The following is a 26,502-nucleotide window of genomic DNA, read 5'->3' as shown; positions in this document are numbered from 1 at the left end:
CAGGAGAAACGTATGCTCAACGGGCAGTCGCAACTGACCGATATGACTATGGGCGCGTCCATGACGCGCCTGCGCCGCCCGCTCTTTATCGCGGGGGCACTCAGCCTGGCTATTCTGGCCGGCTGCGCATCAAAAGGAACTCGCGCGCCCGTGGTCGACATGACCAACGGACAGCCGTCAACGGCTCAGCCCGGTGGCAGCTATGTGGTGAAGCCGGGCGATACGCTTTACAAGATCGCCCGCGCCAATAACGTGGACATCGAAAGCGTCAAGCGCTGGAACAACCTTAGCGACCCTAACCAGATCTCGGTAGGCCAGGTGCTGAAGATGTCGGGCGGCGCCAGCACCGGTGCGCAACCCGCGCCCATCGCCAGCGTCAAGCCGCAGCCGCGCCCGCTGGACCAGCCTGAAACCCCCATTGCAACCAACCCGCCGCCCGACGCCACGCCCGCGCCGGCGCCGGTCGACGTCAAGCCTTCGCCGCGCGCGGCGGATGCCAGCGTCATCAATTGGGCATGGCCGGCCAACGGCCCCATCGTGCAGACCTTCAACGCCAGCAGCAAGGGCATCGACATTTCCGGCGCCCTGGGTGACCCGATCACCGCCGCCGCGGATGGCCTGGTCAAGTACAGCGGCAACGGCGTGCGGGGTTTGGGCAACCTGATCATCGTTGAACACCAGAACGGTTTCATCACGGCCTACGCGCACAACCGCTCCTTGCTCGTGAAGACGGGGCAGAACGTCAAGCGCGGCGCCAAGATCGCTGAACTTGGCCAAAGCGACACGACGTCGCCGCGTCTGCACTTTGAAATCCGCCGTCAGGGCACGCCGGTCGACCCCATGCAGTACCTGCCCGCAAAATGACGCCCACCCTGGTATTCGACCTGGAAACCGTCCCCGATGCCGATGGGCTGCGCAAGCTCAACGGCTGGGGGGCGGATGTCTCGGACCAGGACGTCGTCGAACGTGCGCTGGCCGCGCGGCGTGAAGCCGTAGGCCATGATTTCCTGCCCCTGCACCTGCACAAGGTTGCGGTGGTGGGCTGCGTGTTCCGCGACGACCAAGGCTTTCGCGTCAAGACGCTGGGGCAACCCGACGACCCCGAAGCCGCATTGTTGGCCGGCTTCTTCAAGACCATCGAACGCTACACGCCCAAGCTGGTGAGTTGGAATGGATCGGGTTTTGACCTGCCCGTCCTGCATTACCGCAGCCTGATCCTGGGCGTGCCCGCGCCCCGCTATTGGGACATGGGCGAAGAAGACCGTGACTTCAAGTTCAACAACTACATTGCCCGTTACCACACGCGCCATGTGGACTTGATGGACGTGCTGGCCAAGTACAACGGCCGCGCCAACGCGCCGCTGGACGACCTGGCCAAGCTGTGCGGCTTTCCGGGCAAGTTGGGGATGGACGGCAGCAAGGTATGGGAAGCGTGGAATACGGGCCGCGCCGACGAAGTCCGCGCCTACTGCGAAACCGACGTCGTCAACACCTGGCTGGTGTACTGCCGCTTCCGCTTCCTGCGTGGCGAGCTGGACCGCACCGGCTACGACGCCGAAGTCTCCCTGGTGCGCGACACGCTGTCGGCCAGCGACGCGCCGCACTGGAAGGAATACATGGCGGCCTGGGACGCCACCTGAGGCCGGCATTGTGCATGGCGCAAGCCAGAATACGACGGGGCCCCGCAAGGCCCCGTTTTCACATCTGGCGCAGGCGCAATCGACTGAAACATGGACCGCGGGCGCGAAACCCGGTTGAAACCAGGCCAACCGCACAATGGCCTCGCTTTCTTCACTTTCAGGAGACACTCATGTCCCGATTCGCACTTCGCTCCAATTTGGCCGCTCTTGCATTTGTCGCCGCGACGGGCGGCTTGATGGCTGGCTCCGCCATGGCCGCGCCTCCCGCCCCCGCCGATGGCGGCCCGGCTTCGATGCATCACCACGGCCCGCGCGGTGGCGAGTTCCACAAGGGTATGCGCGATGGCCTGTTCATTCCCGGCCTGGGCCCCGTGTCCAAGGCGCAGGTTGATCAACTGAAGCTTGACGAGAAACAGCAGGCGCTGTTCAAGACCGCGCAAGAAGGCCAGCGCGATCTGCACAAGGCCATGCGTGAAGCCGGTGGCAAGCGCCATGACCTGTTGAAGTCGCAACTTGACAGCGGCAAGCTCGACCCGCGCGCGCTGATGGCGCAGTCGGAGCAATCGCGTGATCAGTTCGGCGCCGAGGCCAAGCAGGTTCGTGACCAGTGGTTGGCGGTGTGGGATAGCCTGAACGATACGCAACGCGGGCAAGTGACGAAGATCGTCAAGGACCGTGAAGCCAGGATGCAGGAACGCCACGCCAAGATGGAAGCCCGTCATGGCAAGGGCAAGGGCGGCATGCCGCCGCCTCCGCCCGCTGGTGCCGATGCGCCTCCGCCTCCCCCGCCTTCGGCCAACTAAACCGGCCACCGTCCGCCGTCATCATCGGGCGGACGGCTCTTCGACAACCCCGGACGCGTTCCCCGCGTGCCGGGGTTTTTGTTTGTCTCGCTTGCCCGCGTCAGCCCGCGCGATGAGCCAGTTTGGCGCAGATTCCCCATGTTGATGCACGCCGTGACGCTGGCGTGATCGGATGCGCCCGTTTCTGGTGCGTGCCCCCCCGCGTTTCGTGTCGGAATTACTGCTTGTCACTCTGGCATCACCCCGCGCGCGCCACGCTTGTCACCCCGCGGAAACCTGGCACGGACATTGCTTCAAGAAGAATGAACCGGTAACCAGCCGCTGCAAAGCCGGTTAGAGGGATGCGCCACAGGCCGTCCTCCTCCTCGTTAAATCCGATCAGGACTCCGCACCATGAAGAAGACGTTGCTAGCCTTGCCTTTTGCGCTTGCTGCTTGTTTCGCCTCGACGGCCCAGGCCGAACCCACCGACCTGGGAGCCGGTTTTTCGCTTAGCGGCAACGCCGCCATCGTCAGCGACTATCGCTTCCGCGGCTATTCACAAACCGACTTCCGTCCCGCCGTGCAGGTGGGCTTCGACCTGGCCCACAGCTCCGGCTTCTATCTGGGCAACTGGAACTCCAACGTCTCTGACTTCGTTTTCACCGACGGCAACCTTGAAATGGATTTCTACGGCGGCTGGAAAGGCGACGTAGGCGGCGGATTCACCCTGGACGCCGGCGTGCTGCATTACTACTACCCGGGTTCCAGCTCTCCCAAGGGCGGCAACTACAACAACACCGACCTGTACCTGGGCGCGTCCTACGGCAACTACTCGTTGAAGTACTCCTACACGCCCAGCGACTTCTTCAGCACCCCGGACAGCAAAGGCACCTGGTACCTGGACGGCACGGCCACATTCGACCTGGGCGACGGATGGGGCTTGCTGGGCCACCTGGGTTATCAAAAGCTGAAAAACCAATCCAACATGGACGGCGATTCCATCGGCCACTACGTCGACTACAAGGTTGGCGTCACCAAGGACCTGAAGGGTTGGGTGCTGGGGCTGGCCGCGGTGGGCGCGACCAAGGACAACTGGCTGCCCACCAAATACGGTCATCCGTCCGGCCGGATAGGCGCGGTGTTTTCCGTGGCGCGTTCGTTCTGATTTGAAATCCGTGGCGGCGCTGTAAAAGGCGCCGGCCTTTGGGGAATTGAAGGAGACTGCCTGATGGGACAGTCCCCTTCAATTCCCCTTTTTTTATCTGCTACGGGCGCCAAAACTGCCGGGCGCTGGAGCCTTCAATACGATCCGCGTTGCGCGCATCGCAATAATTGCCTCTAATGGTCGCGCACAAGATGCGGCGGGGGACTTTCCGCGCATCAGCCCGGCCGCTATTGTCGGCGGCCGGCGATTCAAGGAGCTTTGAGCGCAGTGACTATCGATTTCGAAGAAACAATCAAGCCGTTTTCCTGGATGGAGTACGAAGGCAACTTCTCGGTAAGCCTCAATGTCGGGGAATACAAGGAAGAGGTTTTTCGCCGCAGAAGGGAAGAGGGGTTTCTGGGCACGGGCTATGACTGGACCTCGTTGGCACTGGTTTTTCTGAACGAGAAAACGCCCGAACTCGATGAATTGATCGATTTCGATCCGGAAGCCGATACGTTCTGCGCCTATTCGTCCGATAGCGAAGCGCTCAAGGCATTCGCCCTGGCGTTCAAGGCCGCTTGCGAAGACAGGAAACTGATTCAAGACCTGTTTTCGCGGGCTGAACTGGACTGACCGCTTCGCAATGATCGAAACCCGGTTGTTGCGGCAGTTTGTCGCCGTGGCGGAAACCCTGCATTTCAATCGCGCGGCGCAGCGCCTGCACATGGCCCAGCCGCCGCTTAGCCAGGCCATCCGGCGGCTTGAAGCTGAAATCGGCGCGCAGCTGTTTGAGCGCACCAACCGCAGCGTGGCCTTGACGCCGGCGGGCGCGGCGTTCCTGCTGTCCGCGCGCCGCATCCTGGGTGAACTCGAAGACAGCGTGGTGCACGCACAGCGCGTGGCGCAAGGCATGGACGGCCACCTGACGCTGACGTTCATCAACATCGCGCCTTATGCGCCTCTGCTGCGTGCGTTGCGCGATTTTCGCGATGCGAATCCGGGCGTCGCCTTCACCTTGCAAGAGGCGACGACGCATGAGCAGGTGCAGGCGCTGGAAGCCGGGCGCGCCGACATCGGTTTCATGCGCACGCCGGGCGCCACCACGCCCAGCCTGCAATTCGAGTGTCTGTTGCAAGAGCCCATCCAGGTGGCCTTGCCGGCGGCGCATCGCTTGGCAGGCGAGGCGATGGTGGATTTGGCCGCGTTGAAAGACGAGCCGTTCGTGGGGTCGCCCCGGCGGTTGGGGCAGGGCTTTCACGATCAGCTGACTCAACTCTGCCAGGCGGCGGGCTTCGTGCCCAAAGTGGCGCAGGAAGCGCGCCAGTTGCAGACGGTGGCCGCCTTGGTGGCGGCGGGCTTCGGCGTGGCCTTGCTGCCCGCGTCGCTGGCCCAGGCCGCGGGCGACGACGTCGTGTTCCGCCCCATTGCCGCCAATGCGCCCGAGGCGCTGCGGCATGTGGAATTGCTGATGGCGTGGAATGCAGCGCGGGCGTCGCCCGTGCGGGATCGTTTGATCGACGCCGTTCGCCTGATCAAATAAGACGCTGAAAGTCTTAATTAGCGATAAATAAACTATTTTACGGCGTGAGGTGACGCTTCTAAGCTCGGCGGCTGTCTCTGTCGACCTTTGAACGCCATGCCTATCGCTGTCTATCTTTTCTCCGTCTGCACCTTCGCATTCGGTCTGTCTGAATTCGTGGTGGCGGGTTTGGTCTCGGCCATGGCCGATGGCCTGCACGCCAAGATCGAGGCGGTCGGCACGGCAATCGCCGCCTACGCCTTCGGCGCGGCCATTGGTGCGCCCTTGTTGACCGCCATGGTTGCGCACTGGCGCGACCGGCGCATCCTGGCGTGGGCCATGGGCGTGCTGGCGGTGGGTAGCTGCCTGATGAGCCTGTCGGGAACGCTGCCGATGCTGCTGGGCCTGCGGTTTACCGTCGGGCTGGCGCATGGGGTGTTCATGGCTGTGGCGTCCGACGCCGCCACCCGGCTGGTGGACGAGGCACGCGCCGGACGCGCCGTGGCGGTGGTGTGGATCGGCCTCACCCTGGCATTGGCGGTGGGTGTGCCGCTGGGCACGTTCCTGGGCAGCGTCTGGTCGTGGCGCGCGGTGTTCCTGGCGATCGGCGCGTTGGCCGTGCTGGGCTTGGGCGGCTTGCTTTACTGCATGCCGCGCGACCCGGGCCCGGCGACGGGGGCGCAGGACAGGCCCGGCGCCATGGCCGCGCTGCGTGCCATCGCCCACCCGCAAATGCTGATGACGGCAGGGGTCGGGGCCTTGGTCAGCGTGGCGACCTTCTGCTTTTTCACCTTTGTTTCGCCCTATCTGTTGCAGGTGACTGGCGTGGGCGTGCAGCGGCTCAGCACGGCGATGCTGCTGTTCGGCCTGTTTTCCATCGGCGGCAACCTGCTGGGCGGTTACCTGGTCGACAAGATGGATCCCGACCGCGCCGCATTGCTGGGGCTGACAGGGCTCGTGGCGACGCTGTTGGGCCTCTACCAGTTCCGCGCGTCGGGGTGGGCCGTATTGGCGCTGGCGGGCGTGCTGGGCCTGGTGTTCTTCTGCATCGTGACGGTGTTGACGCTGCGCTTGCTGAAACTGGCGCAACGCCACGTGCCGGGCGCCACGGCGGTGGCCGCGGGGCTGAACATCGCCTCGTTCAACCTGGGCACGGCGGTTGGGGGCGGCTTGGGCAGCCTGACCATTGCGTGGCTGGGTTTATCGGCGCTGCCGCTGGTGGGCGCCGCCGCCGCCCTGGCCGCAATGGGGGCGCTGTGCCTGCGCCGCAGGCAGGCGGCCTGACCTGGGCCTGCCGACGGGCCGGAGGCGCTGCGCTCCGGCCCCGTGAAAGACCATTTCCGGGAATGGGCGGAGTCCTTCTACAATCATGGGTTGCGTGTAATTCTGGACTGCGTGAGATGTCAGACGTTTTGAGTATCGAGTCCCTGGATCTGGAAGCCAGGGGGATCGCCCGCCGCGACGGGAAAGTGGTGTTCGTGGAAGGCGCCTTGCCGGGCGAACGGGTCACCACCGTTACGGTGCGCCGCAAGCCGTCTTACGAGATTGCGCGTGTGGACGAGGTGCTGCGCCCCTCGTCGCAGCGCGTCGTGCCGCGCTGTCCGCACTTTGGCGTCTGTGGCGGCTGTGCCATGCAGCACCTGGAACCCAGCACACAGGTGGCCATCAAGCAACGCTCGCTGGAAGACACCTTCTGGCACGTCGGCAAGCTGCGTCCGGCGCTGATCCTGCCGCCGTTGCAGGGTCCGACCTGGGGCTACCGCTACCGCGCCCGCCTGTCGGTGCGCGTGGTGCCGAAGAAGGGCGGGGTGCTGGTGGGCTTTCACGAGCGCAAGAGCAGCTACGTGGCTGACATGCGTGAATGCCATGTGCTGCCGCGCCACGTCAGCAACCTGCTGATGCCGCTGCGCGCCATGATCGGGTCCATGTCGGCGCCCGACCGCATGCCGCAGATTGAAGTGTCGCTGGGCGATGGCGTCACCGCCCTGGTGCTGCGCCATTTGCTGCCCTTGACCGATGGCGACATCGCCATCCTGCGTGCCTTTGCCGCCGAGCACAACGTGCAGTGGTGGTTGCAGGCTAAGGGCCCGGAAACCGTGCATCCGCTAGAGCCCGAGCACGCCGACTCCTTGTCGTACACGATGCCGGAATTCGGGCTGCGCATGCCGTATCGCCCCACCGATTTCACGCAGGTCAACCATGCCATCAACCGTTCGATGGTGTCGCGCGCGCTGAAGCTGCTGGACGTGCAGCCCACCGACCGCGTGGCCGACCTGTTCTGCGGCCTGGGCAATTTCACCTTGCCGCTGGCCACGCAAGGCCGCGAAGCGGTGGGCGTGGAAGGCAGCAAGGCCTTGACCGACCGCGCCTTCGACGCGGCGTCGCGCCATGGCCTGGGCGAACGCACCAGCTTCGCCACGCTGAACCTGTTCGAGGTTGACGCGCATTGGCTGCGCAGCCTGGGTTACTTTGACCGCATGTTGATCGACCCGCCGCGCGAAGGCGCGCATGCGGTGTCGCAAGCGCTGTCGGAACTGAGCGCAGAAGAGCGGCCGCGCCGCATCGTCTATGTGTCCTGTAACCCGGCAACGCTGGCGCGCGATGCCGCCATCCTGGTGCATGAGGGCGGCTTCGTCCTGAAAAGCGCGGGCGTGATCAACATGTTCCCGCACACGGGCCATGTGGAATCCATTGCCGTATTCGAATCGCTGGATGCCGCCGGCGTGGCGGAAGTGAAGGAACGCGCTCGCCAGCGCGCCATCCAGGCCGAAGCCGACGCCATTGCGGCGGAAGAAGCCAAGGCCGCCGCCGCCGCTGAAAAGGCGGCCGCCAAGCAGGCTGCCACGGATGCCTACCACGCGCGCGTCGCAGCCGAGGCGGCAGAGGCAGGCGAGGCTGCAGAGACGCCGTAACTTTGTTTTGGCGCGGGCCTTTGTGTGGGCCATTGCGCAGACCGCGGCGGGGGCCTTTGCCCAGGCCTCTGCGCGGGCCTTTGCCCAGGCCTCAGTGCGACCGGCCCAGGTTTTCCAAAATCGGGCAGTTGGGCCGGTCATCGCCATGGCAGTGCTGCGCCAGATGCTTCAGCGTCGCGGCCATCTCGCGCAGGGCTTCCGCCTTGCGCTCCAGTTCGTCTACGTGCTCCAGCGCAATGCGCTTGACGTCGGCGCTGGCGCGGCTGCGGTCCTTCCACAGGGCCAGCAATTCATTCATCTGTTCCACCGAAAATCCCAGGTCCCGCGCGCGCCGCACGAAACGCAGCGTGTGCAGGTCCTGGTCGGTGTAGACGCGATAGCCCGAGTCGGTGCGGGTCGCGGGGCCGATCAGGCCGATGCTTTCGTAATAGCGGATCATCTTGGCCGAAATGCCGGAGCTTTTTGCTGCTTCGCCGATATTCATGTTGGGGCTCTTAGGATCAGGCGTGGCCGGCATGAGGCCGGAACGCTTTCAAACGCAGCGCATTGCCCAGCACGAAGACGCTGGACAGGGCCATCGCGCCCGCCGCGAAAATGGGCGACAGCGACAGGCCAAACGCCGGATACAAGGCGCCGGCCGCCAGCGGTATCAGCGCGGCGTTGTAGGCAAAGGCCCAGAACAGGTTCTGACGGATGTTCGCCAGCGTCGCGCGACTGAGCGCGATGGCGTTGGGCACGCCGTGCAGGTCATCAGCCATCAACACCACCGAGGCCGCTTCAATTGCAACGTCCGTGCCGGTACCGATCGCAATGCCGGTGTCGGCGGCGGCCAGCGCGGGCGCATCATTGATGCCATCGCCCACGAAGGCCACCTTGCGGCCCCCTTCGCGCAGGGTATTGATGGCTTGCACCTTGCCATCGGGCAACACTTCCGCGCGCACCTCGTCGATACCCAATTGGCGCGCGACGGCCGCCGCCGTGTAGCGATTGTCGCCGGTGATCATGGCCGTCTTCAGGCCCTGCGCATGTAGCGCCGCGATGGCGGAAACGGCGGACGGCTTGATCGGGTCCGTCACCGCCATCATGGCGGCGGCCTGGCCGTCGATGGCAACAAAGATGGGCGTCTTGCCTTCGTTGCCCCAGTCCGTGGCGCGCGCGCCGAATGCGCTGACGTCGACGCCCCGCTCGGCCATCAACCGCGCGGCTCCCGCCAACACGCTGCGACCCGCCACGCGGGCTTCGACACCCGCGCCCGTGATGGCGGCAAAGCCCTCGGCGGGCAAGAGCGCAATCTTGCGTTCTTCGGCGGCGGCCACGATGGCCAGCGCAATGGGATGCTCGGAACGCGCTTGCACCGAGGCGACCCATTGCAGCACCTGCGGGCCGTCATGGCCGGCCGCGGGCTCCAGTTCGGTCAGCGTGGGCTTGCCGAGCGTCAGCGTGCCGGTCTTGTCAAACGCCACGACATTGACGTCGCGCAGGGTTTGCAGGGCATCGCCCTGGCGGAACAGCACGCCCATTTCAGCCGCGCGGCCCGTGCCCACCATGATGGATGTGGGCGTGGCCAGCCCCATGGCGCAAGGGCAGGCGATGATCAGCACGGCAACCGCGTTGACCAGAGCGTGCGACAGGGCGGGCGAGGGGCCGAAGATAAACCAGACCACAAACGTGAGCAGGGCGGCCGCCATCACGGCGGGCACGAACCAGGCGGTGACCTGGTCCACCAGCGCCTGGATGGGCAGCCGCGCGCCTTGGGCCGATTCCACCATGCGGATGATGCGGGCCAGCATCGTGTCGGCGCCGGTATGGGTGACGCGCAGCGTGAAGCTGCCCGAGGTGTTCAGGGTGCCGCCGGTGGCTTGCATGCCGGGCTGTTTTTCAACTGGCACGGGTTCGCCCGTGAGCATGGACTCGTCGACATAGGAACTGCCTTCGATGACGTCGCCGTCCAGCGGGATCTTTTCGCCGGGGCGCACCAACACGATATCGCCCGTGTTGACCTTTTCGATCTCGACATCCACGGCCTGGCCGTCGCGCATGACGCGCGCGGTGCGCGGCTGCAAGCCGATCAGGCGCTTGATGGCGGCGCCGGTCTTGCCCTTGGCACGCGCTTCCAAGGTACGCCCCAGCAAGATCAAGGTGACGATGACGGCGGCGGCTTCAAAGTAGACGTTGCGCGCGGCATCGGGCAGCCAGGCGGGCGCAAAGGTGGCCACAACTGAATACCCCCAGGCGGCGCCCGCGCCCAAGGCCACCAGCGAATTCATTTCGGGCGCGCGCCGCCACAACGCGGTCAGCCCCTTGGTGAAGAATTGGCGGCCGGGCCACACCAGTACGGCGGTGGTCAGCACGAATTGAAGCAGCCAACTGTTTTGCTGGCCGATGGTGCCCAACACCCAATGGTGCAGGGCCGGAATCAGGTGCGATCCCATTTCCAGCACAAACACGGGCAAGGTCAGCACCAACGCCACGGTGAACGCCCGTTGCAGGCGCTGCGCTTCGGCGTCGCGTGCTTGTGACTGGCGTTCGGCGTGGTCGTCTTGCGCGGCGATGGGGCGGGCCTCGTAGCCCATCTTGACCACGGCATCCACCAAGGCTTGGGGTTGGGCGGCATTCGGGTCGTAGGACACTAGCGCGCGCTCGGTGGCCAGGTTGACCTGGGCCTGGGCCACGCCGGGTACATGGGTCAGGGCCTTTTCCACGCGCTTCACGCACGACGCGCAGGTCATGCCTTCAATGGCGAGTTCCAACTGGGTGCTTGAGGGGCTGGCAACGCTCATGGCGATTCTCGTTTTGAGGTAGAGCTTGCAGTTTCATCCTTCCCATCGTGGGAAGGTCAAGGCGCAAATTTTACGCTTGACCTTGACATGGTGGGAATGTTTAAGCTGCGTTTCATGGCGGGTCAAATCCTGCATCCGCCAACGCTGATCTTCAGGAAAACAACATGAGCATCGAATTCCAAGTCCCCGACATGACCTGCGGCCACTGCGTCAAGACCATCACCAGCGCGGTAAACCAAGCCGTTCCCGGCGCCACGGTCGCTGCCGACGTGGCATCGCATCGCGTCACGGTGACGGGCACGGATCAGGCCGATAAAGTCGAAGCAGCCATCCGCGAAGCGGGTTACGAGCCGGCCCGGGTGTAAGTTCCATCGGAACGTCGGAAGGCGGCTATGATAGGTTCCGCTTTCCGAAAGCTATCATTTCATTGTTAAAAGCTATCAATCAATTTAGTTTATTAAATTTGTTTTATCGATAGCCGGCGTTTATGATTCTTTCCATGGTGGTTAAACAAACCCCGCTACCCCAGGAGAGATTTGAATGCTGCAAAACCGCGAAGGCCAACGTGTTCCGAACGTAACGTTCCCCGTCCGTGAGGACAACACGTGGAAGAAGGTCACGACCGACGATCTGTTCAAGAACAAGACGGTTGTCGTCTTCTCGCTTCCCGGCGCTTTCACGCCGACCTGCTCGTCCACCCACCTGCCGCGCTACAACGAACTGGCCCCCGCGTTCTTTGCCGCCGGCGTCGACAGCATTGTCTGCGTGTCGGTCAACGACACCTTCGTCATGAACGAATGGGCCAAGGACCAGGAATCGGCCAACATCACCTTGCTGCCCGACGGTAATGGCGCCTTTACGGAAGGCATGGGCATGCTCGTCGACAAGAGCGACCTGGGCTTCGGCAAACGTAGCTGGCGCTATGCGATGCTGGTGAAGGACGGTGTCGTGCAGAAGATGTTCATCGAACCCGAAAAGGAAGGCGACCCGTTTGAAGTGTCGGACGCCGACACGATGCTGGCGCACATTGCGCCGACGGCCAAGAAGCCTGACCAGGTGGTCGTGTTCTCCAAGCCGGGCTGCCCGTTCTGCGTGGAAGCCAAGGCGCTGCTGGACGAAAAGGGCTATGCCCCGATCGAAATCCCGCTGGAAAACAAGGTTCGCGGCCGTGTGATCGGCGCTGTGTCCGGCAAGGGCACCGCTCCCCAGGTGTTCATCAACGGCGCGCTGATCGGCGGCCTGGAAGACCTGAAGGCGCACTTCGCCTAAAGGTTGTTGGCTGGCGGCCGGGCAGGGGCAAGCCCCCGTGCCCGGCCGGTGAAGTCAGGCGGTGCGGGTTGACCGCCTGGTTTCTTCCGGCACGAGCTTCCCTTTTTACGCACCCTTAATGCATGCCTTATGCGGCCCGTCACCGGCGTCGCGGGACGGTGTTCGTCCCGAGGATGCGCAACAAGGCGGAACTCGCCTTTGAATTCTTCTTGCTACCCGCAACAGGGGGACACCCAGTCATGAAAACTCTGCATACCGATATCGCTGTCATCGGCGCCGGCACGGCCGGTCTGGCCGCTTATCGCGCCGCGAAAGCCGCGGGCAAGCGCGCGCTGATTGTTGAAGGCGGCCCCTATGGCACTACATGCGCCCGTGTCGGCTGCATGCCGTCCAAGCTGCTGATCGCCGCCGCCGAAGCCGCCCACAACGCGGCGCACACCGAAGCCTTTGGCGTACACGTTGGCGGCGACATCACGGTGGATGGCGTCGAGGTGATGGACCGCGTCAAGCGTGAACGCGACCGCTTCGTGGGCTTCGTGCTGGAAGGCGTCGAGAACATTCCTGCTGAAGACAAGCTGCGCGGCTATGCACGCTTTATCTCGGATACGGTGTTGCGAGTGGACGAGCACACGGAAGTACATGCCTCGCGCGTGGTCATCGCGACCGGCTCGCGGCCCTCGGTGCCGCCGCCGTTCCGTGCGCTGGGCGATCGCCTGGTGGTGAACGACGACGTTTTCGCCTGGGACGACTTGCCCCGCCGCGTGGCGGTGTTCGGGCCTGGCGTGATCGGGCTGGAATTGGGCCAGGCACTGGCGCGTTTGGGCGTTGAGGTGCGGGTCTTCGGCGTCAGTGGCAGCTTGGGCGGCATCAGTGACCCCCAAGTGCGGCATAGCGCCCGCAAGATCTTCCAGCGTGAGTTCTATCTGGATCCGGACGCTCGGGTGCTGGAAACCACGCGGGTGGGCGACGAGGTGGAAGTGCGCTATGTGACGCTGGACAACAGCGAACGCATCGAACGCTTCGACTACGCGCTGGTCGCGACCGGCCGACGCGCCAACGTGGACGGCCTGGGCCTGGAAAACACCTCGCTGGAACTGAGCGTGCATGGTGTGCCGGTGTTCGATCGCGAAACCATGCAGGCAGGCGATTCCGCCATCTTCATCGCCGGTGACGCCAACGCCGACGCGCCCTTGCTGCACGAAGCCGCGGATGAAGGCCGCATCGCCGGCGAAAACGCCGCGCGCTATCCCGAACTGCGCAAGGGCTTGCGCCGCGCCCCGCTGGCCGTGGTGTTCTCCGACCCGCAGATCGCGCTGGCGGGCCAGGGCTACGGCCGCCTGATTCCCGGCACCTTTGTGGTGGGTGCAGTGGACTTCAGCGACCAGGGCCGTTCGCGGGTCATGCTGAAGAACAAGGGCATGCTGCACGTGTACGCCGACATCGCGTCGGGCCGCTTCCTGGGCGCCGAAATGGTCGGCCCCAGTGCCGAGCACATCGGCCACTTGCTGGCCTGGGCCGTACAGCAGGAGCTGACCGTGGCGCGCATGCTGGAAATGCCGTTCTACCACCCGGTCATCGAAGAGGGCTTGCGCACGGCGCTGCGAGACGCCGCCGCGAAACTCGCCGCCGCCCGCGAATCGCTGCGCAACGAGGCGTCGGAACAAGAGACGGTTTAACGTGGGCAAGGGGGGCGCCGGCCCCCCGCACCCAGGCGGGGCTTCGGTAGTTTCGACTGCCTAGGCGGTTGCGACGCCCCGATACAAAATGGCCCGATCCATCAGGATCGGGCCATTTTCTTTGATGCGTGGCGTCCTCAGTCGTCCGACTGCTTCTTCGGCACCGGGAACGGGTTTTCGCGATATTGCAGGGTGAAGCCGGCGCGTTCGTCCTGGCCCAGTTCGCGAGCCAGGTAGGGCATGGCCTGCTTCAAGCCTTCGTGCAGGGTCCACGGCGGGTTGATCAGGAACATGCCGCTGCCGTGCAGGCCGTAGCCGTCGATGGTGGACTTTTTGACAGTCAGCGTGGCGTGCAGCCAGCTCTTGACCTTCAGGTTTTCAAAATGGCGCGCCATCTCGCTGGCTTCGCGGCGTTGCACCAGCGGGTACCAGATGGCGATGGTGCCGGTGGCAAAGCGCTTCACGCATTCCTTGACGGTAATCAGGGTGCGGCGGTAGTCGTGCTTGTCTTCATACGACGGGTCGATCAGCACCATGCCTCGGCGCGTGGGCGGCGGCAGCAGGGCCTTGACGCCCTCGAAGCCGTCGTCGCCGTAGATGGTGGTCTGGCGCTGCGCCGTGCGGCCCTGGTGTTCCAGGTTGACGACCAGGGTGTCGATCTCGGTCGGGTGCATTTCGAACAGGCGCAGGCGGTCGGACGGGCGCATCACGTCCAGCGCCAGCCACGGCGAACCGGGATAGCGCTTCAGGCGGCCATTGGTGTTGTAGTCTCGGATGCGGGCGACGTAGTCGGCCAGTAGCGGGGGCAGGTCTTTGGCGTCCCAAAGGCGGCCAATGCCGTCTTCGAACTCGGACGTCTTGTTGGCCCAGTCGCTCTCCAGGTTGTAGAGCCCGGCGCCGGCGTGGGTGTCCACGACCCAGTAGGGCGCGTCTTTTTTGTTGAAGTAGTCCAGGGTGTGGACCAGGATGGCATGCTTGAGCACGTCGGCGTGATTGCCGGCGTGGAAGGCGTGGCGGTAACTGAACACGGGGCGTTCTGCCTCAGGCGGCGGGCCGGATCGCGGCCAGCTCGTCGGTGAAAATTCCGTCGATGCCCCAGTCCAGCAGCACGCGGGCACGTTCGGGGTCATTGACGGTCCAGGCCGCGATCCGATAGCCGGCGGCATGCACGGCGTCGATCAGGTCGCGGGTTGCGTCTTGTTGGTTGATGTTTAGCGCCACGCATTGGTATTTGGCAAGGCGTTCGCGCCAGTCGGCGGGCACCTTTTCCACCAGCAGGGCGCGCGGCAATTCGGGGGCGGCGTCCAGCGCCGCTTGCAGCGATTCTTCGGCAAACGAGGACAGCAGCGGAGGCGTGCTGGCGCCTTGCCACAGCTGCTTGCAGGCCAGCGCCACGGCGGCGCCGGTTTCGGCTTCGCGGCCGGGGCAGGGCTTGATCTCGACGTTGCTGGCGATGTGGTTGGCAACCGTGTAGCGGGCCACGGCGGCCAGGGTGGGCAACGGCTCGCCGGCGTAAGCGGCCGAGTGCCAGGCGCCGAAGTCCAGTTGCGCCAGTTCCGCATAAGACTTGGCGGCCGCCGGGCCCGTGCCGTTGGAGGTCCGGTCGACGTTGTCGTCGTGCATCAGCACCAGCACGTTGTCGCGGCTGAGTTTCACGTCGTATTCGAACATCGTGAACCCGTGCGCGGCGCCCACGCGCATGGCGGCCAGGGTGTTTTCCGGCGCCAGACGGCCGCCGCCACGGTGCGCGATGTAGCGGGAATAGGGCCAGGAGGGCAATTCTGCGGTCATTTTGGTGTTGCTTGGGGTTCTTGGGGACAGGGTTGCAAGGATACTCCTTCTTGGCAGGCGCCCGCTGTGGCACACGCGGGTCCGGCCGCCCGGAAAACCTGAAGAGAATCTAAAGGCCCCACGCGAGTGAGAAATGCTAAAATCCGCCCGCTGATCCGGTATTGACCGGTATGGGAATGGGGCGAATCAAGTTCGCCCTTTTTTTTGCGTTTTCGTGCGGCTTCGGGTGGACACCCCCGGAGCGCGGCAACAGGGATTCCATGTTCGAATTAATTCGCAGCCATCGGCGCTGGATGCAGCTCATCCTGCTGCTTCTGATTGTGCCGTCCTTCTTCCTCGTCGGAATTCAAGGCTATGACAGCTTCATGCGCCAAGAGCCTGAGTTGGCGACGGTCGCCGGCCAGCCGATTTCGCGCGCCGAGTTTGACCAGGCGCATCGCAACCAACTGTCGCAGATACAGCAGCGTCAGGGCGCCCAGTTCGACCCCGCCGTCGTTGATACGCCCGCCTTGCGCGAAGATCTGCTGAACCAGTTGATCAACCAACGGCTGTTGGCCAACGTTGCCGTCGACAACCGCTTCACGGTGTCTGACGAAACGCTGCGCAACACCATCGCCGCCATTCCGCAGTTCCAGGACAACGGACGCTTCTCGCCCGAACGCTATCGCCAGGTGCTGGTGGCGCAAGGCATGTCGCCGACGTCGTTTGAAGCCGGCCTGCGCCGTGACCTGGCCGTTGGCCGCGTGCTGGACCCCGTGGGTGGGTCCGCCGGCGCGCCTGCCGAAGTCGTCGCTTCGTTGGAAACGGCATTGACGCAGCAGCGCACCGTGCAACTGCGCCGTTTCGCCGCCGAAGACTATCGCTCGCAAGTGACGGTGTCGCCGGCCGACATCCAGTCCTGGTATGACGCCAACAAGCAGCAGTTGCAGATTCCTGAACAGGTCCAGGTGCAATACCTGGTGCTGGACGAAGCCGCCGCCACGCAGGGCATCCAGGTCAAGGACGAAGACCTGGCGTCTTACTACGAGCAGAACAAGAGCCGCTTTGGTCAGCCCGAGCGTCGCCGCGCCAGCCACATCATGATTGAATTGCCCCCGGGCGCGTCGGAAGAGGCCCGCAAGGCCGCGCGCGCCAAGGCCGAGGACCTGGCCAAGCAGGCGGCTGCCGATCCGGCCAAGTTCGCGGAATTGGCCACCAAGAATTCGCAAGACCTGGGCTCGGCCGCCAAGGGCGGCGATCTGGGCTGGCTGGCGCCGGGCATGTTGCCCGGCCCGCTGGACAAGGCCATCTTCAGCCAAACCAAGGACCAGGTTTCCGGCGTCATTGAAAGCCCGTCCGGCCTGCACATCATCAAGGTCACCGAGATTCAGCCCGCGGCCATCAAGCCGCTGGCCGAGGTCAAGGACCAGATCACCGGCGAAGTGCGCAAGCAGCTTGCCGCCGTGCATTTCTCGGAAATGGCCAGCCAGTTGAACAAGCAGGTCTATGACCAGCGCGACAGCCTGCAGCCCGCCGCGGATGCCGTGGGCCTGAAGCTGCGCACCGCCTCGGGTGTGACCCGCGAAGGCCTCTTGCCCGCCGATAAGGCAGGCCCGGGATCCGCCGCTGACAGCCCCGACGCCGAACTGCTGGACAACCCGCGCGTGCGCCAGATTCTGTTCTCGCCCGACGTGCTGCGCGAAAAGCAGAACTCCGGCGTCATCGAACTGTCGCCCGCCGTCATGCTGGCCGTGCGCGTCGCCAATGTGGAGCCGGCCCATGTGCCGCCGCTGGACAAAGTCAGCGAATCCATTCGTTCCCGCTTGATCCAGGAGCGCTCCGCCGACGCCGCCAAGAAGGCCGGTGAAGCGGCCCTGGCTGCCGACAAGGCCAACCCGTCCGCCGCGCCGGAAGGTCTTGCGCCCGCCGTGGTCATCTCGCGCCAGGATCCCAAGGACCTGCCGCAACCGGTGGTGGATGCCGCGATGCGCCTGCCGTCGACGCCGCTGCCGGGCTATGCCGGTGTGCAGTCGGGCAACGACTACACGCTGGTTCGCCTTGAAAAGGTTGAATCCGGCAATGTGGACGAGGCCGCCAGGGCGCGCCTGGCGCAGCAGTTGGCGGGTGGCCTGGGTCAGGCCGAAATCGAAGCCATGCTGAAAATGCTGCGTGAACAGTACAAAGTGCAAATACTGCCCAGCGCCGCCGAGGTCATTCGCGGCGATCAGCCGCAGGCCGAGGGCTGATCCGCCAGCAGGTTCGCCCTTAGGTCTGCCCTAGTTCAACAATGGCCGCAGGGTCGGCCATACGTTGTCCAGCAACTGGGGTTGGGCATCCTCGTTAGGATGGATGCCGTCAGCCTGGAACATCGCCCGGTTCGTTGCAATACCTTCCATCAGGAAGGGCACGAGCCGGGCGTTTTCGTCTTTGGCGACCGTGGCAAACAGTTGGGCGAAGCGTTGGGTGTAATCGCGGCCATAGTTGGGCGGAATCTGCATCCCGACAATCACGACTTTTGCTTCGGCCTGCTTGGCGGCCTGCGTCATCGCGCGTAGATTCTGTTCGGTCATCGATAGCGACAAGCCGCGCAGGGCGTCGTTGGAACCCAGTTCCAGCACCACCACCGCGGGCACGTGCTGGCGCAGCAGCGCTGGCAGGCGCGCCATGCCGCCGCTGGTGGTGTCGCCGCTGATGCTGGCATTGACGACCTGGTACTTGGGGTATTGTTTGGAAACCCGAGCGGACAGCAAGGGCACCCAACCCGTGCCGCGCTTGATGCCGTATTCGGCAGACAGGCTGTCGCCCACCACCAGCACGGTGCGCGATGCGGAACCCTCGGCCGCCGGGGCGGTCTGAGCGTGGGCGGGAAGCGCCATGACGGCAATCGCCAAGGCGGACGTTAGATGCAGAAGGGAAAATAGGCGCATGGATAGCAAGAATTCGATCGAGGTGAAAGGGCTGGGCAAGCGGGTAGCCGATGCCGGCGGGACGCTGTCTATCCTGGAAGGAATTGATTTTACGGTGCAGGCGGGCAGCGCCGTCGCCATCACCGGAAGTTCCGGTTCGGGCAAGTCCACGCTGTTGGGACTATTGGCCGGGCTGGATGTTCCCAGCGTGGGCAGCGTGCATCTGGCCGGACAGGACCTGTTTGCCCTGGACGAGGACGGCCGCGCGCGCTTGCGCGCCAATCACGTGGGCTTCGTGTTCCAGTCGTTCCAGTTGCTGCCCAACCTGACGGCGCTGGAAAACGTGATGCTGCCGCTGGAACTTGCCGGGCAATCCGCGCGCGAAGCCGCGCAGGCCATGCTGGAGCGCGTGGGATTGGGGGCGCGTCTACATCATTACCCCCGCACCTTGTCGGGCGGTGAGCAGCAGCGCGTGTCGCTGGCGCGCGCCTTCGTGGTGCAGCCCGACCTCCTGTTCGCCGATGAGCCCACCGGCAGCCTGGACGCCGCCACGGGCGTCACCGTCATCGACCTGATGTTCGACCTGCATCGCGAGCACGGCACCACGCTGGTACTGGTTACCCACGACCCGCAGTTGGCCGCCCGTTGCGGCCGCCAGCTTGTGCTGGCCGCGGGCCGGATGGTGCAGGGCGACTGATCCGCAGCGGCTCCGGCCGTCAGGCCCAAAGGCCCAATCGATACGTGACGGTCATTGCATAGCGCACTTGATTGCAGCGCTGGCATTGATGTTGACGAGACACGCGAATAAAGCGGCGTTTTTAGACTTATTCCAGATTGATCCTATATGGGCTTCAGAGTAGTCTGGTTGACAACCGAGGCATAGGATTTACCGCGGCAAGATCAACGGCTTATGGCTGCTGGGTCGAACACCGGCGCGCGACTTCAAGCGTTGGTACTAACGGCGCGGTAATGCAGTTTGGCGGGCAAGCCTGCTCGCCAGACCTTGCCCCGCTCTGGAGCCGCCATGACTATTCGTCGTTCAGCGCTTGTCCTGTCTATAGCTGCCTTGCTGACCCCAATGACGGTCAGTGCCGCCGGCGGCGTCATCCGGTTTTCCGGCTCGATTGTGGAACCCACCCGATGTCAGGCCAGCCGCGTGCCCGCAGCCGGGCAGGGCATGCACCGGGTCAGTTGCATGCCCACCCCCGGCAGGCAGCCGGCGGCTAATGACAGTGTCGTCAAGGTCAGTACGAAGGCGCTGCGGCCATTGCCCGGCGGGCCTGGCGGCGTGGCCGTGCCGCATCGTTTGGTGACGCTGGATTATCTGTGACGCGCTGCGCGGCCGGGCAAGCCCGGTGCGCAGGCAGCACGATGCGATCAAGCTGCGATCAAACGAGGCCGCGAATTTCCACGGCCGGATCCACATCGGCGTCGTAATCCACCGAATCAATTTCGAATCCGAACAAGCGCAGGAACTCCTGCTTGTAGCCCGCGAAGTCGGTCAGTTGATAGATGTTGTCGCTGGTGACCTGGGTCCATAGCGCCTGCACCTGTGCCTGCACCTTCGGATCCAGCTCCTTGTAGTCGGCGCGCAGACGGCCTTGCTCATCCAGGATGGGCGTGTCGCTGCACAGGCTTTCCTTGTACAGGCCATACACCTGCTCGATGCAGCCTTCGTGCGTGCCTTCTGCCTTCATGATCTTGAACAGCAGCGACAGGTACAGCGGCATCATCGGAATGGCCGAGCTGGCCTGGGTGACCACCGCCTTCAGCACCGACACGCGGGCGTCGCCACCGCGGGCAGCCAGCTTGGCGCGGATGTCCAGCACCTTCTCGTCCAGATCCTTCTTGGCCGCGCCGATCGACCCGTTCCAATAGATGTCGTGCGTGATCTTTTCTCCCAGGTAGGTGAAGGCCGTCGTCGTGGCACCTTCGGCCAGCACGCCGGCATCCAGCAGCGCGTCTATCCACATCTGCCAGTCTTCACCGCCCATGACGGCCACGGTGGCGTCGATCTCGGCTTGCGTGGCTGGCTCCAGCACGGACTCCTTGACCACTTCGCGGTCGGTGTCCAGGCCGCGCAGGTTGACCGCGTTGCCGATCGGTTTGAGCGTGGAATTGAACACCTGGCCCGTCGTGGGATGGGTGCGGCGCGGGGCGGCCAGGCTGTAGACGACCTGGTCCACCTGGCCCATGCCCGCCTTGATGGCGGCAATGGTCTTTTGTTTGATCTCGTCCGAGAAGGCGTCGCCGTTGATGCTGGTGGCGGTCAGGCCCTGGGTTTCTGCCGCCTTGTGGAAGGCGGCGGTGTTGTACCAGCCCGGCGTGCCGGCCTTGGCGGCGTCGGCGGGACGTTCGAAAAACACGCCCAAGGTTTCCGCGCCACAGCCGAAGGCCGCACTGATGCGCGCACCCAGGCCGTAGCCGGTTGAGGCGCCCAGTACCAATACGCGCTTCGGCCCCCCGGCGATGGGGCCTTGCGCCCGAACGTAGTCGATCTGCTTGTTAACGTTGGCTTCGCAGCCAACGGGATGGGTGGTGACGCAGATAAAGCCGCGCACACGGGGCTTGATGACCATGAAAACCTCGCTCGGGGAAATGCCGGATGCTGGGAGCCTAAGCGCGAAAGCGCAAAAAGCGACGAGCATTGTACGGGAGCCGCCCGGCGCGCGCCGGACACGGCCCGCGCCCTTGGGTTCAGCGGTGGATCTAGCGAACAGCGGCCCTGGTGGACGCCGCGCTGATGGCCAGGCTGCGGCGCCATTCGATCAGGCCGATGCCGATGCCGCTGGCGCAGATGATGGCGATGCCCAGCCAGGTCAGCGGGTCCGGGAAATGGCCATAGACCAGCCAGCCCACGGACGTGGCGCTGATGATCTGCAAATAGATGAAGGGCGCCAGCGTGGACGCCGGGGCCCGGCGGTACGCGGCGATCTGGAACAGATGGCCGACCCCGCCAGTCAGGCCGGTCGAGATCAGCAAGAACCAATCGAAGCCGGATAGGCCCTGCAAGACCGGCAGCGCCGCCGGCAATACGAAAGGCAGGGTCACCGTCAGGCAGACCGTGCCCACCGCGCCGCTCCAGATCAGCGAGGTGAACGGGTCATCGCCCGCCACCCGCCGCGTGGCGATGAACTGCGCGGCAAAGCAACAGGCCGTCAGCAAACCGAAAATGGTGCCAACCGGATGCAAGCCGCCGCCAGGACGGATGACGATGATGACGCCGATAAACGCAATGCCCGCCGCCACAAAGCGGGACATGCGGGCGGGCTCTTTCAGGACCCAGGGCGCCACCGACAGCACCAGCAAGGGCGCCAGGAAGTTGATGGCCGTGGCTTCGGCCTGCGGAATGTAGCTGAGCGTCGTGAAGAACATCAGCGTGGCCAGGAACATGGAGCCGCCGCGTATCAGTTGTTCGCGCGGCTTGTTGCTGCGCAGCACCCGCAGCCCGCGGGCCGGCAATACCAGCGCCAACACCAGGATCAGGTGCACCACGTAGCGGAACCAAGACAGCACCAGTAGCGGCACGCCCGCATTCATGACCCATTTGCCACTGGCGTCCAGACAGGAAAGCGTCCACATCGATAGCACCAGCAGCAAGATACCGACGAGCGGGCCGCGCGAGGCAGGCGCGGGGGCTTGTGGGCGACCTGGATCGGCCGGGGGCATGGACGGGCTCCTGATGGGGAAATGGGCGGCTGCCATGATACGCTCATCGCGCCGGGGGAACAGGCCAATGATCGAACTACGTAACGTCGAAACTTTTTTTTGGGTCGCCACGCTGGGCAGCTTTCGTGCCGCGTCCGACAAGCTCAACACCACACAGCCTGCCGTCTCGCAGCGCATCGCCTCGCTTGAGGCGGACTTGGGCGTGCGGCTCTTCGAGCGCGACGCGCGCGGCGTCAAGCTCACCGCCAAGGGCCACGAATTGCTGTCGCATGCCGAACGCATGCTGCAAGTGCGGCGCGACATGTTCGAGGCCGCGCGCGAACAGAACGTGATGACCGGCACGGTGCGCATCGGCGTGGCCGAGACCATTGTGCAGACCTGGCTGCCCACACTCATCGAACTGATCCATTCGACCTATCCAGCGTTGGTGCTGGAAATCGAGGTGGACACCACCCACGTGCTGCGCCCGCACCTGATGTCGCGCCAGATCGACCTGGCCTTCCTGATGGGGCCCGTGCTTGAGGCGCGTGTTGAAAACCTGGCGCTGTGCAGCTATCCGCTGGCCTGGGTGGCCAGCCCCACGCTGGACCTGGGCCCCGAGCCGCTGACGCTTGAGCGCATCGGCAAGCTGCCCATCATCACGTACCCATCCAATAGTTCGCCGTATCGAGTCGTGCGCGACATGCTGACGCGCGCCGGCGTGGCCTCGCCGCGCATGTATGGCAGCGCATCCATGTCCATGGTGGTGCGGATGACGCAGGATGGCATCGGCACCAGCGTGATCGCGCCGGTGTTCCTGGGCAAGGAATTGGCGCGCGGCGAACTCCGCATCCTGCGCGTGCAGGCCGACCCCTTGCCCGAGCTGAGCTTCACCGCAAGCTGGGTGCAGGGGCCGGACAGCCACGCCGTCAGGGTCATTGCGCAGATGGCGCAAAAGGTCGCGGCGCAGGCCGGGGACGGAATTCCGATCTAGGTGTTTTCCCCGGTCGCCGGTTGGCACGGGGTCGCCGGGGGTATCGTCAGCCATGCGCAGACAGGCCTGCAACGGCCTGCAAGCCCGCGCCAGGCCGTCATTTGCGCGAATCCCATCGGCACCCGCGGACGAGACCCAAGAAATATTTATACCCCCACATCGCAACATACGATTGGACGCTTCCTGCCCCGGCGGATGCAATGGCGAAACATCAAGAATGCAACGCCTGGATACACAGTGCGGGGGAAAAGCATGAATAGTCACTCGATCCAATTGCAGACCCTGGCGCCACGTCCTTGGCCACGCGCCGCGCGCGTTCATCGCGCCTGATTACCTGAACCCAAACCGCACGTGACCGGGGTAACGGGATCCCGCGTGCGCAGACCATCCCGCCAGCCAGGAGTTTTGTCCATGAAGAAGTCTCTTGTTTTCGCCGCCGTCGCCGCCAGTTTGCTGACCGGCGCCGTTCACGCGCAGGACCTGCCCAAAACCCAGTTGAAGGTCGTGGGAGGCCTGTCCAACCTGACCGCCTATAACGACTACGAAAAGCCGTTCTGGACCAAGACCATTCCCGAGCTGTCCAAGGGCCAGGTCACGGCGGAAATCAAGGGCTTCAACGAAATGGGCCTGAAGGGTCCCGAGTTGCTGCGCCTGATGTCGCAAGGCGTGATTGAATTCGGCACCGCCACGCTGTCGTACTTCGCCAGCGACAACCCCATCAACGAAGCCATCGACCTGGCCGGCCTGGCGCCTGACGTCAAGACCGCCCGCGCCGTGACCGATGCGTTCGAACCCGTCTACGCCAAGCTTTACGGCGAAGGTAGCAACGTCAAGCTGCTGGGCATTTCCACCTATCCCGCGCAAGTGCTGTTCTGCAACGCCGATATCAAGGGCCTGGCCGACATCAAGGGCAAGAAGGTCCGCACCAGCAGCCGCACCACGGCTGAATTCGTCGAAGCGCTGGGCGGTTCCAGCGTGACGATGGCGTTCGGCGAAGTGGTTCCGGCCCTGCAGAACAAGGTGGTCGATTGCGCCATCACGGGTTCGCTGTCGGGCTACTCGGCCAAGTGGTATGAAGTGTCCACGCACCTGGTTGCGCTGCCGATTAACTGGAACCAGCAAATCCACGCCGTCAACCAAAAGGCCTGGGACAAGCTGGACCCCGCCGTGCGCACGTTCCTGCAAACCAACGTGAAGACGCTGGTCGACAACATCTGGGACGCCGCCGCGCGCCAGACGCAGGAAGGCTATGACTGCAACACGGGCGCCGCTGCCTGCCCGTTCCCGGTCAAGGGCAAGATGGTCCTGGTTCAGCCGTCCGACGCCGACCGCGCGCTGCTGAAGAAGGTTGCCGAAGAAGCCGTGCTGCCCAAGTGGGCCGCCCGCTGCTCGGCGCAGTGCGTGAAGGACTTCAACGCCACCATCGGCAAGACGCTGGGCCTGACCGCCAGCAAGTAAGCGCTGGACCGCGCCGCCGCATCGCGCGGCGGCGCGTTTTTTTGCCAGACATACCGGGCGCATGCCCGCAGAGGTGCTATCCATGACCCAAACCGAACACTTCCGCCTGCTGGGCGGCCTGTTGCGGCGCGCCGAGAGCTTGTCGCGCGTCGCCGTCTGGGCCGGCGGTGCGTTGACGGTGGCCAGCGTGCTGCTGATCTCCTTCGACGTGCTGGCCCGCAAATTCCTGGGCTTCAACACCGGTGGCGCCGACGAGCTCTCCAGCTACGCTTTCGCCATCAGCACGTCCTGGGCGTTGGCGTTCGCCACCTTGCAGCGCGCCAACGTGCGCGTTGATGTGCTCTATCAATATTTACCGGTGCGCCTGTCGGCTGTGCTGGATTGGATTTCCATGGTGGCGATGGCCGTCTTCATGGTGTTCCTGACGTATTACGCCTACGACGTGGTGCAGACCTCGTGGGCGCAGAAGTCCACGGCCAACACGCCGCTGGCCACCCCCTTGTGGATCCCGCAGGGCCTGTGGTTGTTGGGTCTGGCCTGGATGTGCATCACCGTTGCGCTGATGCTGACGCGCGCGTCAGCCGCGCTGGTCACGGGCGATATTGACCTGGTCAAGCAGATTTGTGGCGTACGTTCGGCGCAGGAAGAAGCCGAAGAAGAAGCCGCCGCGGGCGAGCGCATGGTGAAAGGAGACGCGGCATGATTTCCACCGCATTGACGTTGTTGCTGGTGCTGATCGGCCTGTCCATTCCGGTGGGCGCGGCGCTTGGTGTGCTGGGCCTGATTCTGGACCCGCTGTTCTCGATGCTCCCGCTGTCGCGCGCCATCGGTGAAATTTCCTGGAGCTCGAACAATGAGTTCCTGCTGGTGGCGATTCCGCTGTTCATCATGCTGGGCGAAGTGCTGCTGCGCGCGGGCTTCGCGGAACGCATGTACGGCGCCATGAGCCTGTGGTTGTCGTGGCTGCCGGGCGGCTTGATGCACGCCAACATCGGCGCATCCACCTTGTTTTCGGCCACGTCTGGTTCCAGCGTGGCCACCGCGGCCACCGTGGGCACCGTTGCCATTCCGCAAATCCGCAAGTACGGCTACAACGAACCGCTGTTCCTGGGCAGCCTGGCCGCGGGCGGAACGTTGGGCATCTTGATTCCGCCGTCCATCAACCTGGTGATCTATGGCGTGCTGACCAATTCGTCGGTGCCCAAGCTGTACCTGGCCGGCATCATCCCCGGTTTCGCGATGGCCGCGCTGTTCATGCTGATGATTGTGGTGGCGTGCGTGGCCAAGCCGTCCTGGGGCGGCAAGAAGATCCATGCGACCTGGGGACAGCGCCTGGGCAGCCTGGTGCACCTGGCGCCGCCCATGGGCATCTTCTTCCTGGTGGTGGGTTCCATCTACGCGGGCCTGGCCACGCCAACCGAAGCCGCCGCGCTGGGCGTGCTGGGTGCGTTCATCCTGGCCGCCTGGTTCCGCCGCCTGAGCTGGAAGATGCTGCGCGAAGTGATGGAAGGCACGATGCGGTCCACGGCGATGATCATGCTGATCGTCATCGCGGCCAGCTTCCTGAACTTCGTCATGTCGGCCACCGGCCTGACCGATGCCTTGACCAAGTCGATCACCGGGCTAGGGCTGTCGCCCGGCTGGATGCTGTTGATCGTGGTGATCTTCTACCTGGTGCTGGGCTGCTTCATGGAAACGCTGTCCATGATGATCACGACCATCCCCATCGTGGCGCCCATCATGATTGCGCTGGGTTACGACCCGATCTGGCTGGGCATCGTCATCATCATCCTGGTCGAAGCCGCGCTGATCACGCCGCCCGTGGGCCTGAACCTGTTCGTGGTGCAAAGCTTGCGCAAGAGCGGTTCCATGGGCGCCGTCATTGTCGGCAGCCTACCGTTCGTGGCCGCCATGTTCCTGATGCTGGCGCTGCTGGCGTTTTGGCCCGATCTGGCGCTGTGGTTGCCGCGCGCCTTTGGTTGACAGCTTGTTTGAACCG

Annotated in this window: 25 protein-coding genes; 18 read left to right on the top strand and 7 right to left on the bottom strand. The window is 64.4% G+C overall.

Annotation, left to right across the window (positions count from 1 at the left end):
* The first annotated feature begins 12 nt into the window (after positions 1-12).
* The 8 genes from P8T11_RS06325 (at position 13) to rlmD (ending at position 8,002) form a co-directional block, all read left to right on the top strand.
* A complete protein-coding gene (locus P8T11_RS06325) occupies positions 13-864 on the top strand; it encodes a peptidoglycan DD-metalloendopeptidase family protein (RefSeq protein ID WP_268077741.1) in 852 nt (283 codons plus the stop codon).
* On the top strand, positions 861-1,640 hold the full coding sequence (locus tag P8T11_RS06320) for a 3'-5' exonuclease (protein ID WP_268077742.1): 780 nt from the start codon (positions 861-863) through the stop codon (positions 1,638-1,640). Before P8T11_RS06325 ends, P8T11_RS06320 begins: the two co-directional genes overlap by 4 nt.
* 170 nt (positions 1,641-1,810) lie before the next feature.
* A complete protein-coding gene (locus P8T11_RS06315; protein ID WP_268077743.1) occupies positions 1,811-2,443 on the top strand; it encodes a hypothetical protein in 633 nt (210 codons plus the stop codon).
* Between the two features lie 393 nt (positions 2,444-2,836).
* Positions 2,837-3,589 carry a TorF family putative porin gene (locus P8T11_RS06310; RefSeq protein WP_264616203.1) on the top strand — a complete coding sequence of 251 codons (753 nt, stop codon included), beginning with the start codon at positions 2,837-2,839 and terminating at the stop codon, positions 3,587-3,589.
* Positions 3,590-3,856: 267 nt separating this feature from the next.
* Positions 3,857-4,204 carry an Imm51 family immunity protein gene (locus P8T11_RS06305; RefSeq protein ID WP_268077744.1) on the top strand — a complete coding sequence of 116 codons (348 nt, stop codon included), beginning with the start codon at positions 3,857-3,859 and terminating at the stop codon, positions 4,202-4,204.
* Positions 4,205-4,214: 10 nt separating this feature from the next.
* On the top strand, positions 4,215-5,111 hold the full coding sequence (locus P8T11_RS06300; RefSeq protein ID WP_268077745.1) for a LysR family transcriptional regulator: 897 nt from the start codon (positions 4,215-4,217) through the stop codon (positions 5,109-5,111).
* 96 nt (positions 5,112-5,207) lie between these two features.
* Complete coding sequence (locus P8T11_RS06295) at positions 5,208-6,374, top strand: MFS transporter (protein ID WP_268077746.1); 1,167 nt, start codon at positions 5,208-5,210, stop codon at positions 6,372-6,374.
* Between the two features lie 116 nt (positions 6,375-6,490).
* On the top strand, positions 6,491-8,002 hold the full coding sequence (rlmD, locus tag P8T11_RS06290; RefSeq protein ID WP_268077747.1) for a 23S rRNA (uracil(1939)-C(5))-methyltransferase RlmD: 1,512 nt from the start codon (positions 6,491-6,493) through the stop codon (positions 8,000-8,002).
* Between the two features lie 91 nt (positions 8,003-8,093).
* Here rlmD and cueR read toward each other — a convergent pair whose 3' ends face one another.
* Positions 8,094-8,486 carry a Cu(I)-responsive transcriptional regulator gene (cueR, locus tag P8T11_RS06285; protein ID WP_268077749.1) on the bottom strand — a complete coding sequence of 131 codons (393 nt, stop codon included), beginning with the start codon at positions 8,484-8,486 and terminating at the stop codon, positions 8,094-8,096.
* A gap of 16 nt (positions 8,487-8,502) precedes the next feature.
* Positions 8,503-10,782 (bottom strand): heavy metal translocating P-type ATPase, encoded by a 2,280-nt coding sequence (locus P8T11_RS06280; RefSeq protein WP_268077750.1) that lies wholly within the window; start codon positions 10,780-10,782, stop codon positions 8,503-8,505.
* Between the two features lie 164 nt (positions 10,783-10,946).
* Here P8T11_RS06280 and P8T11_RS06275 point away from each other — a divergent pair, with 164 nt between their 5' ends.
* The 3 genes from P8T11_RS06275 to P8T11_RS06265 all read left to right on the top strand — a co-directional run bounded on the left by P8T11_RS06275 (position 10,947) and on the right by P8T11_RS06265 (position 13,727).
* A complete protein-coding gene (locus P8T11_RS06275; RefSeq protein ID WP_268077751.1) occupies positions 10,947-11,147 on the top strand; it encodes a heavy-metal-associated domain-containing protein in 201 nt (66 codons plus the stop codon).
* 175 nt (positions 11,148-11,322) lie between these two features.
* Entirely contained in the window at positions 11,323-12,051 is a 729-nt protein-coding gene (locus tag P8T11_RS06270) for a glutathione peroxidase (protein WP_100855924.1), read from the top strand.
* Positions 12,052-12,290: 239 nt separating this feature from the next.
* Positions 12,291-13,727 (top strand): dihydrolipoyl dehydrogenase, encoded by a 1,437-nt coding sequence (locus tag P8T11_RS06265; protein WP_268077752.1) that lies wholly within the window; start codon positions 12,291-12,293, stop codon positions 13,725-13,727.
* Positions 13,728-13,864: 137 nt separating this feature from the next.
* Here P8T11_RS06265 and P8T11_RS06260 read toward each other — a convergent pair whose 3' ends face one another.
* Both P8T11_RS06260 and ugpQ read right to left on the bottom strand, forming a co-directional pair.
* Positions 13,865-14,755, bottom strand: coding sequence for a 23S rRNA (adenine(2030)-N(6))-methyltransferase RlmJ (locus P8T11_RS06260; protein ID WP_268077753.1), 891 nt, complete (start codon positions 14,753-14,755; stop codon positions 13,865-13,867).
* A 13-nt stretch (positions 14,756-14,768) separates the two neighbouring features.
* A complete protein-coding gene (gene ugpQ / locus P8T11_RS06255) occupies positions 14,769-15,518 on the bottom strand; it encodes a glycerophosphodiester phosphodiesterase (RefSeq protein ID WP_268077754.1) in 750 nt (249 codons plus the stop codon).
* A gap of 260 nt (positions 15,519-15,778) precedes the next feature.
* Between ugpQ and P8T11_RS06250 the strand changes: the two genes are divergently transcribed.
* The gene (locus tag P8T11_RS06250; RefSeq protein ID WP_268077755.1) at positions 15,779-17,743 is read left to right on the top strand and encodes a SurA N-terminal domain-containing protein; all 1,965 of its coding nucleotides are present in this window, start codon (positions 15,779-15,781) and stop codon (positions 17,741-17,743) included.
* A gap of 30 nt (positions 17,744-17,773) precedes the next feature.
* On the opposite strand, the gene P8T11_RS06245 is transcribed toward P8T11_RS06250, so the two are convergent.
* A complete protein-coding gene (locus P8T11_RS06245) occupies positions 17,774-18,424 on the bottom strand; it encodes an arylesterase (RefSeq protein WP_268077756.1) in 651 nt (216 codons plus the stop codon).
* Here P8T11_RS06245 and P8T11_RS06240 point away from each other — a divergent pair.
* Both P8T11_RS06240 and P8T11_RS06235 read left to right on the top strand, forming a co-directional pair.
* Positions 18,423-19,100 carry an ABC transporter ATP-binding protein gene (locus P8T11_RS06240; RefSeq protein WP_050446919.1) on the top strand — a complete coding sequence of 226 codons (678 nt, stop codon included), beginning with the start codon at positions 18,423-18,425 and terminating at the stop codon, positions 19,098-19,100. The two genes, P8T11_RS06245 and P8T11_RS06240, sit on opposite strands and share 2 nt — an antisense overlap.
* A gap of 327 nt (positions 19,101-19,427) precedes the next feature.
* On the top strand, positions 19,428-19,733 hold the full coding sequence (locus tag P8T11_RS06235) for a hypothetical protein (RefSeq protein WP_268077757.1): 306 nt from the start codon (positions 19,428-19,430) through the stop codon (positions 19,731-19,733).
* A 58-nt stretch (positions 19,734-19,791) separates the two neighbouring features.
* Here P8T11_RS06235 and fabV read toward each other — a convergent pair whose 3' ends face one another.
* The gene (fabV, locus tag P8T11_RS06230) at positions 19,792-20,982 is read right to left on the bottom strand and encodes an enoyl-ACP reductase FabV (RefSeq protein ID WP_268077758.1); all 1,191 of its coding nucleotides are present in this window, start codon (positions 20,980-20,982) and stop codon (positions 19,792-19,794) included.
* Positions 20,983-21,112: 130 nt separating this feature from the next.
* Positions 21,113-22,072 carry a DMT family transporter gene (locus P8T11_RS06225; RefSeq protein ID WP_268077759.1) on the bottom strand — a complete coding sequence of 320 codons (960 nt, stop codon included), beginning with the start codon at positions 22,070-22,072 and terminating at the stop codon, positions 21,113-21,115.
* Positions 22,073-22,139: 67 nt separating this feature from the next.
* Here P8T11_RS06225 and P8T11_RS06220 point away from each other — a divergent pair, with 67 nt between their 5' ends.
* The 4 genes from P8T11_RS06220 to P8T11_RS06205 all read left to right on the top strand — a co-directional run bounded on the left by P8T11_RS06220 (position 22,140) and on the right by P8T11_RS06205 (position 26,486).
* Positions 22,140-23,045 (top strand): LysR family transcriptional regulator, encoded by a 906-nt coding sequence (locus tag P8T11_RS06220; RefSeq protein WP_268077760.1) that lies wholly within the window; start codon positions 22,140-22,142, stop codon positions 23,043-23,045.
* Positions 23,046-23,456: 411 nt separating this feature from the next.
* Complete coding sequence (locus tag P8T11_RS06215) at positions 23,457-24,503, top strand: TRAP transporter substrate-binding protein (RefSeq protein ID WP_268077761.1); 1,047 nt, start codon at positions 23,457-23,459, stop codon at positions 24,501-24,503.
* A gap of 82 nt (positions 24,504-24,585) precedes the next feature.
* Positions 24,586-25,206, top strand: coding sequence for a TRAP transporter small permease subunit (locus P8T11_RS06210; protein WP_268077762.1), 621 nt, complete (start codon positions 24,586-24,588; stop codon positions 25,204-25,206).
* Positions 25,203-26,486, top strand: coding sequence for a TRAP transporter large permease (locus P8T11_RS06205; RefSeq protein WP_268077763.1), 1,284 nt, complete (start codon positions 25,203-25,205; stop codon positions 26,484-26,486). The genes P8T11_RS06210 and P8T11_RS06205 overlap by 4 nt, the downstream gene beginning before the upstream one ends.
* Positions 26,487-26,502 lie beyond the last annotated feature (16 nt).

The sequence above is a fragment of the Achromobacter spanius genome (genome assembly GCF_029637605.1).
GTDB classification, from domain to species: Bacteria; Pseudomonadota; Gammaproteobacteria; order Burkholderiales; family Burkholderiaceae_B; genus Achromobacter; species Achromobacter spanius_E.
This window is presented reverse-complemented; position numbering and strand designations above follow the sequence as displayed.

Excerpts from the sequence above, each read along its gene's own strand:
- P8T11_RS06325 (WP_268077741.1), top strand. The coding sequence starts at position 13 with ATGCTCAACGGGCAGTCGCAACTGACCGATATGACTATGGGCGCGTCC.
- ugpQ (WP_268077754.1), bottom strand. The coding sequence starts at position 15,518 with ATGACCGCAGAATTGCCCTCCTGGCCCTATTCCCGCTACATCGCGCAC.
- P8T11_RS06265 (WP_268077752.1), top strand. The coding sequence starts at position 12,291 with ATGAAAACTCTGCATACCGATATCGCTGTCATCGGCGCCGGCACGGCC.
- P8T11_RS06315 (WP_268077743.1), top strand. The coding sequence starts at position 1,811 with ATGTCCCGATTCGCACTTCGCTCCAATTTGGCCGCTCTTGCATTTGTC.
- P8T11_RS06215 (WP_268077761.1), top strand. The coding sequence starts at position 23,457 with ATGAAGAAGTCTCTTGTTTTCGCCGCCGTCGCCGCCAGTTTGCTGACC.
- P8T11_RS06240 (WP_050446919.1), top strand. The coding sequence starts at position 18,423 with ATGGATAGCAAGAATTCGATCGAGGTGAAAGGGCTGGGCAAGCGGGTA.
- P8T11_RS06320 (WP_268077742.1), top strand. The coding sequence starts at position 861 with ATGACGCCCACCCTGGTATTCGACCTGGAAACCGTCCCCGATGCCGAT.
- rlmD (WP_268077747.1), top strand. The coding sequence starts at position 6,491 with ATGTCAGACGTTTTGAGTATCGAGTCCCTGGATCTGGAAGCCAGGGGG.
- P8T11_RS06280 (WP_268077750.1), bottom strand. The coding sequence starts at position 10,782 with ATGAGCGTTGCCAGCCCCTCAAGCACCCAGTTGGAACTCGCCATTGAA.
- P8T11_RS06300 (WP_268077745.1), top strand. The coding sequence starts at position 4,215 with ATGATCGAAACCCGGTTGTTGCGGCAGTTTGTCGCCGTGGCGGAAACC.
- P8T11_RS06220 (WP_268077760.1), top strand. The coding sequence starts at position 22,140 with ATGATCGAACTACGTAACGTCGAAACTTTTTTTTGGGTCGCCACGCTG.
- P8T11_RS06225 (WP_268077759.1), bottom strand. The coding sequence starts at position 22,072 with ATGCCCCCGGCCGATCCAGGTCGCCCACAAGCCCCCGCGCCTGCCTCG.
- P8T11_RS06295 (WP_268077746.1), top strand. The coding sequence starts at position 5,208 with ATGCCTATCGCTGTCTATCTTTTCTCCGTCTGCACCTTCGCATTCGGT.
- P8T11_RS06210 (WP_268077762.1), top strand. The coding sequence starts at position 24,586 with ATGACCCAAACCGAACACTTCCGCCTGCTGGGCGGCCTGTTGCGGCGC.
- P8T11_RS06205 (WP_268077763.1), top strand. The coding sequence starts at position 25,203 with ATGATTTCCACCGCATTGACGTTGTTGCTGGTGCTGATCGGCCTGTCC.
- P8T11_RS06235 (WP_268077757.1), top strand. The coding sequence starts at position 19,428 with ATGACTATTCGTCGTTCAGCGCTTGTCCTGTCTATAGCTGCCTTGCTG.
- P8T11_RS06270 (WP_100855924.1), top strand. The coding sequence starts at position 11,323 with ATGCTGCAAAACCGCGAAGGCCAACGTGTTCCGAACGTAACGTTCCCC.
- P8T11_RS06245 (WP_268077756.1), bottom strand. The coding sequence starts at position 18,424 with ATGCGCCTATTTTCCCTTCTGCATCTAACGTCCGCCTTGGCGATTGCC.
- cueR (WP_268077749.1), bottom strand. The coding sequence starts at position 8,486 with ATGAATATCGGCGAAGCAGCAAAAAGCTCCGGCATTTCGGCCAAGATG.
- P8T11_RS06275 (WP_268077751.1), top strand. The coding sequence starts at position 10,947 with ATGAGCATCGAATTCCAAGTCCCCGACATGACCTGCGGCCACTGCGTC.
- P8T11_RS06250 (WP_268077755.1), top strand. The coding sequence starts at position 15,779 with ATGTTCGAATTAATTCGCAGCCATCGGCGCTGGATGCAGCTCATCCTG.
- P8T11_RS06310 (WP_264616203.1), top strand. The coding sequence starts at position 2,837 with ATGAAGAAGACGTTGCTAGCCTTGCCTTTTGCGCTTGCTGCTTGTTTC.
- fabV (WP_268077758.1), bottom strand. The coding sequence starts at position 20,982 with ATGGTCATCAAGCCCCGTGTGCGCGGCTTTATCTGCGTCACCACCCAT.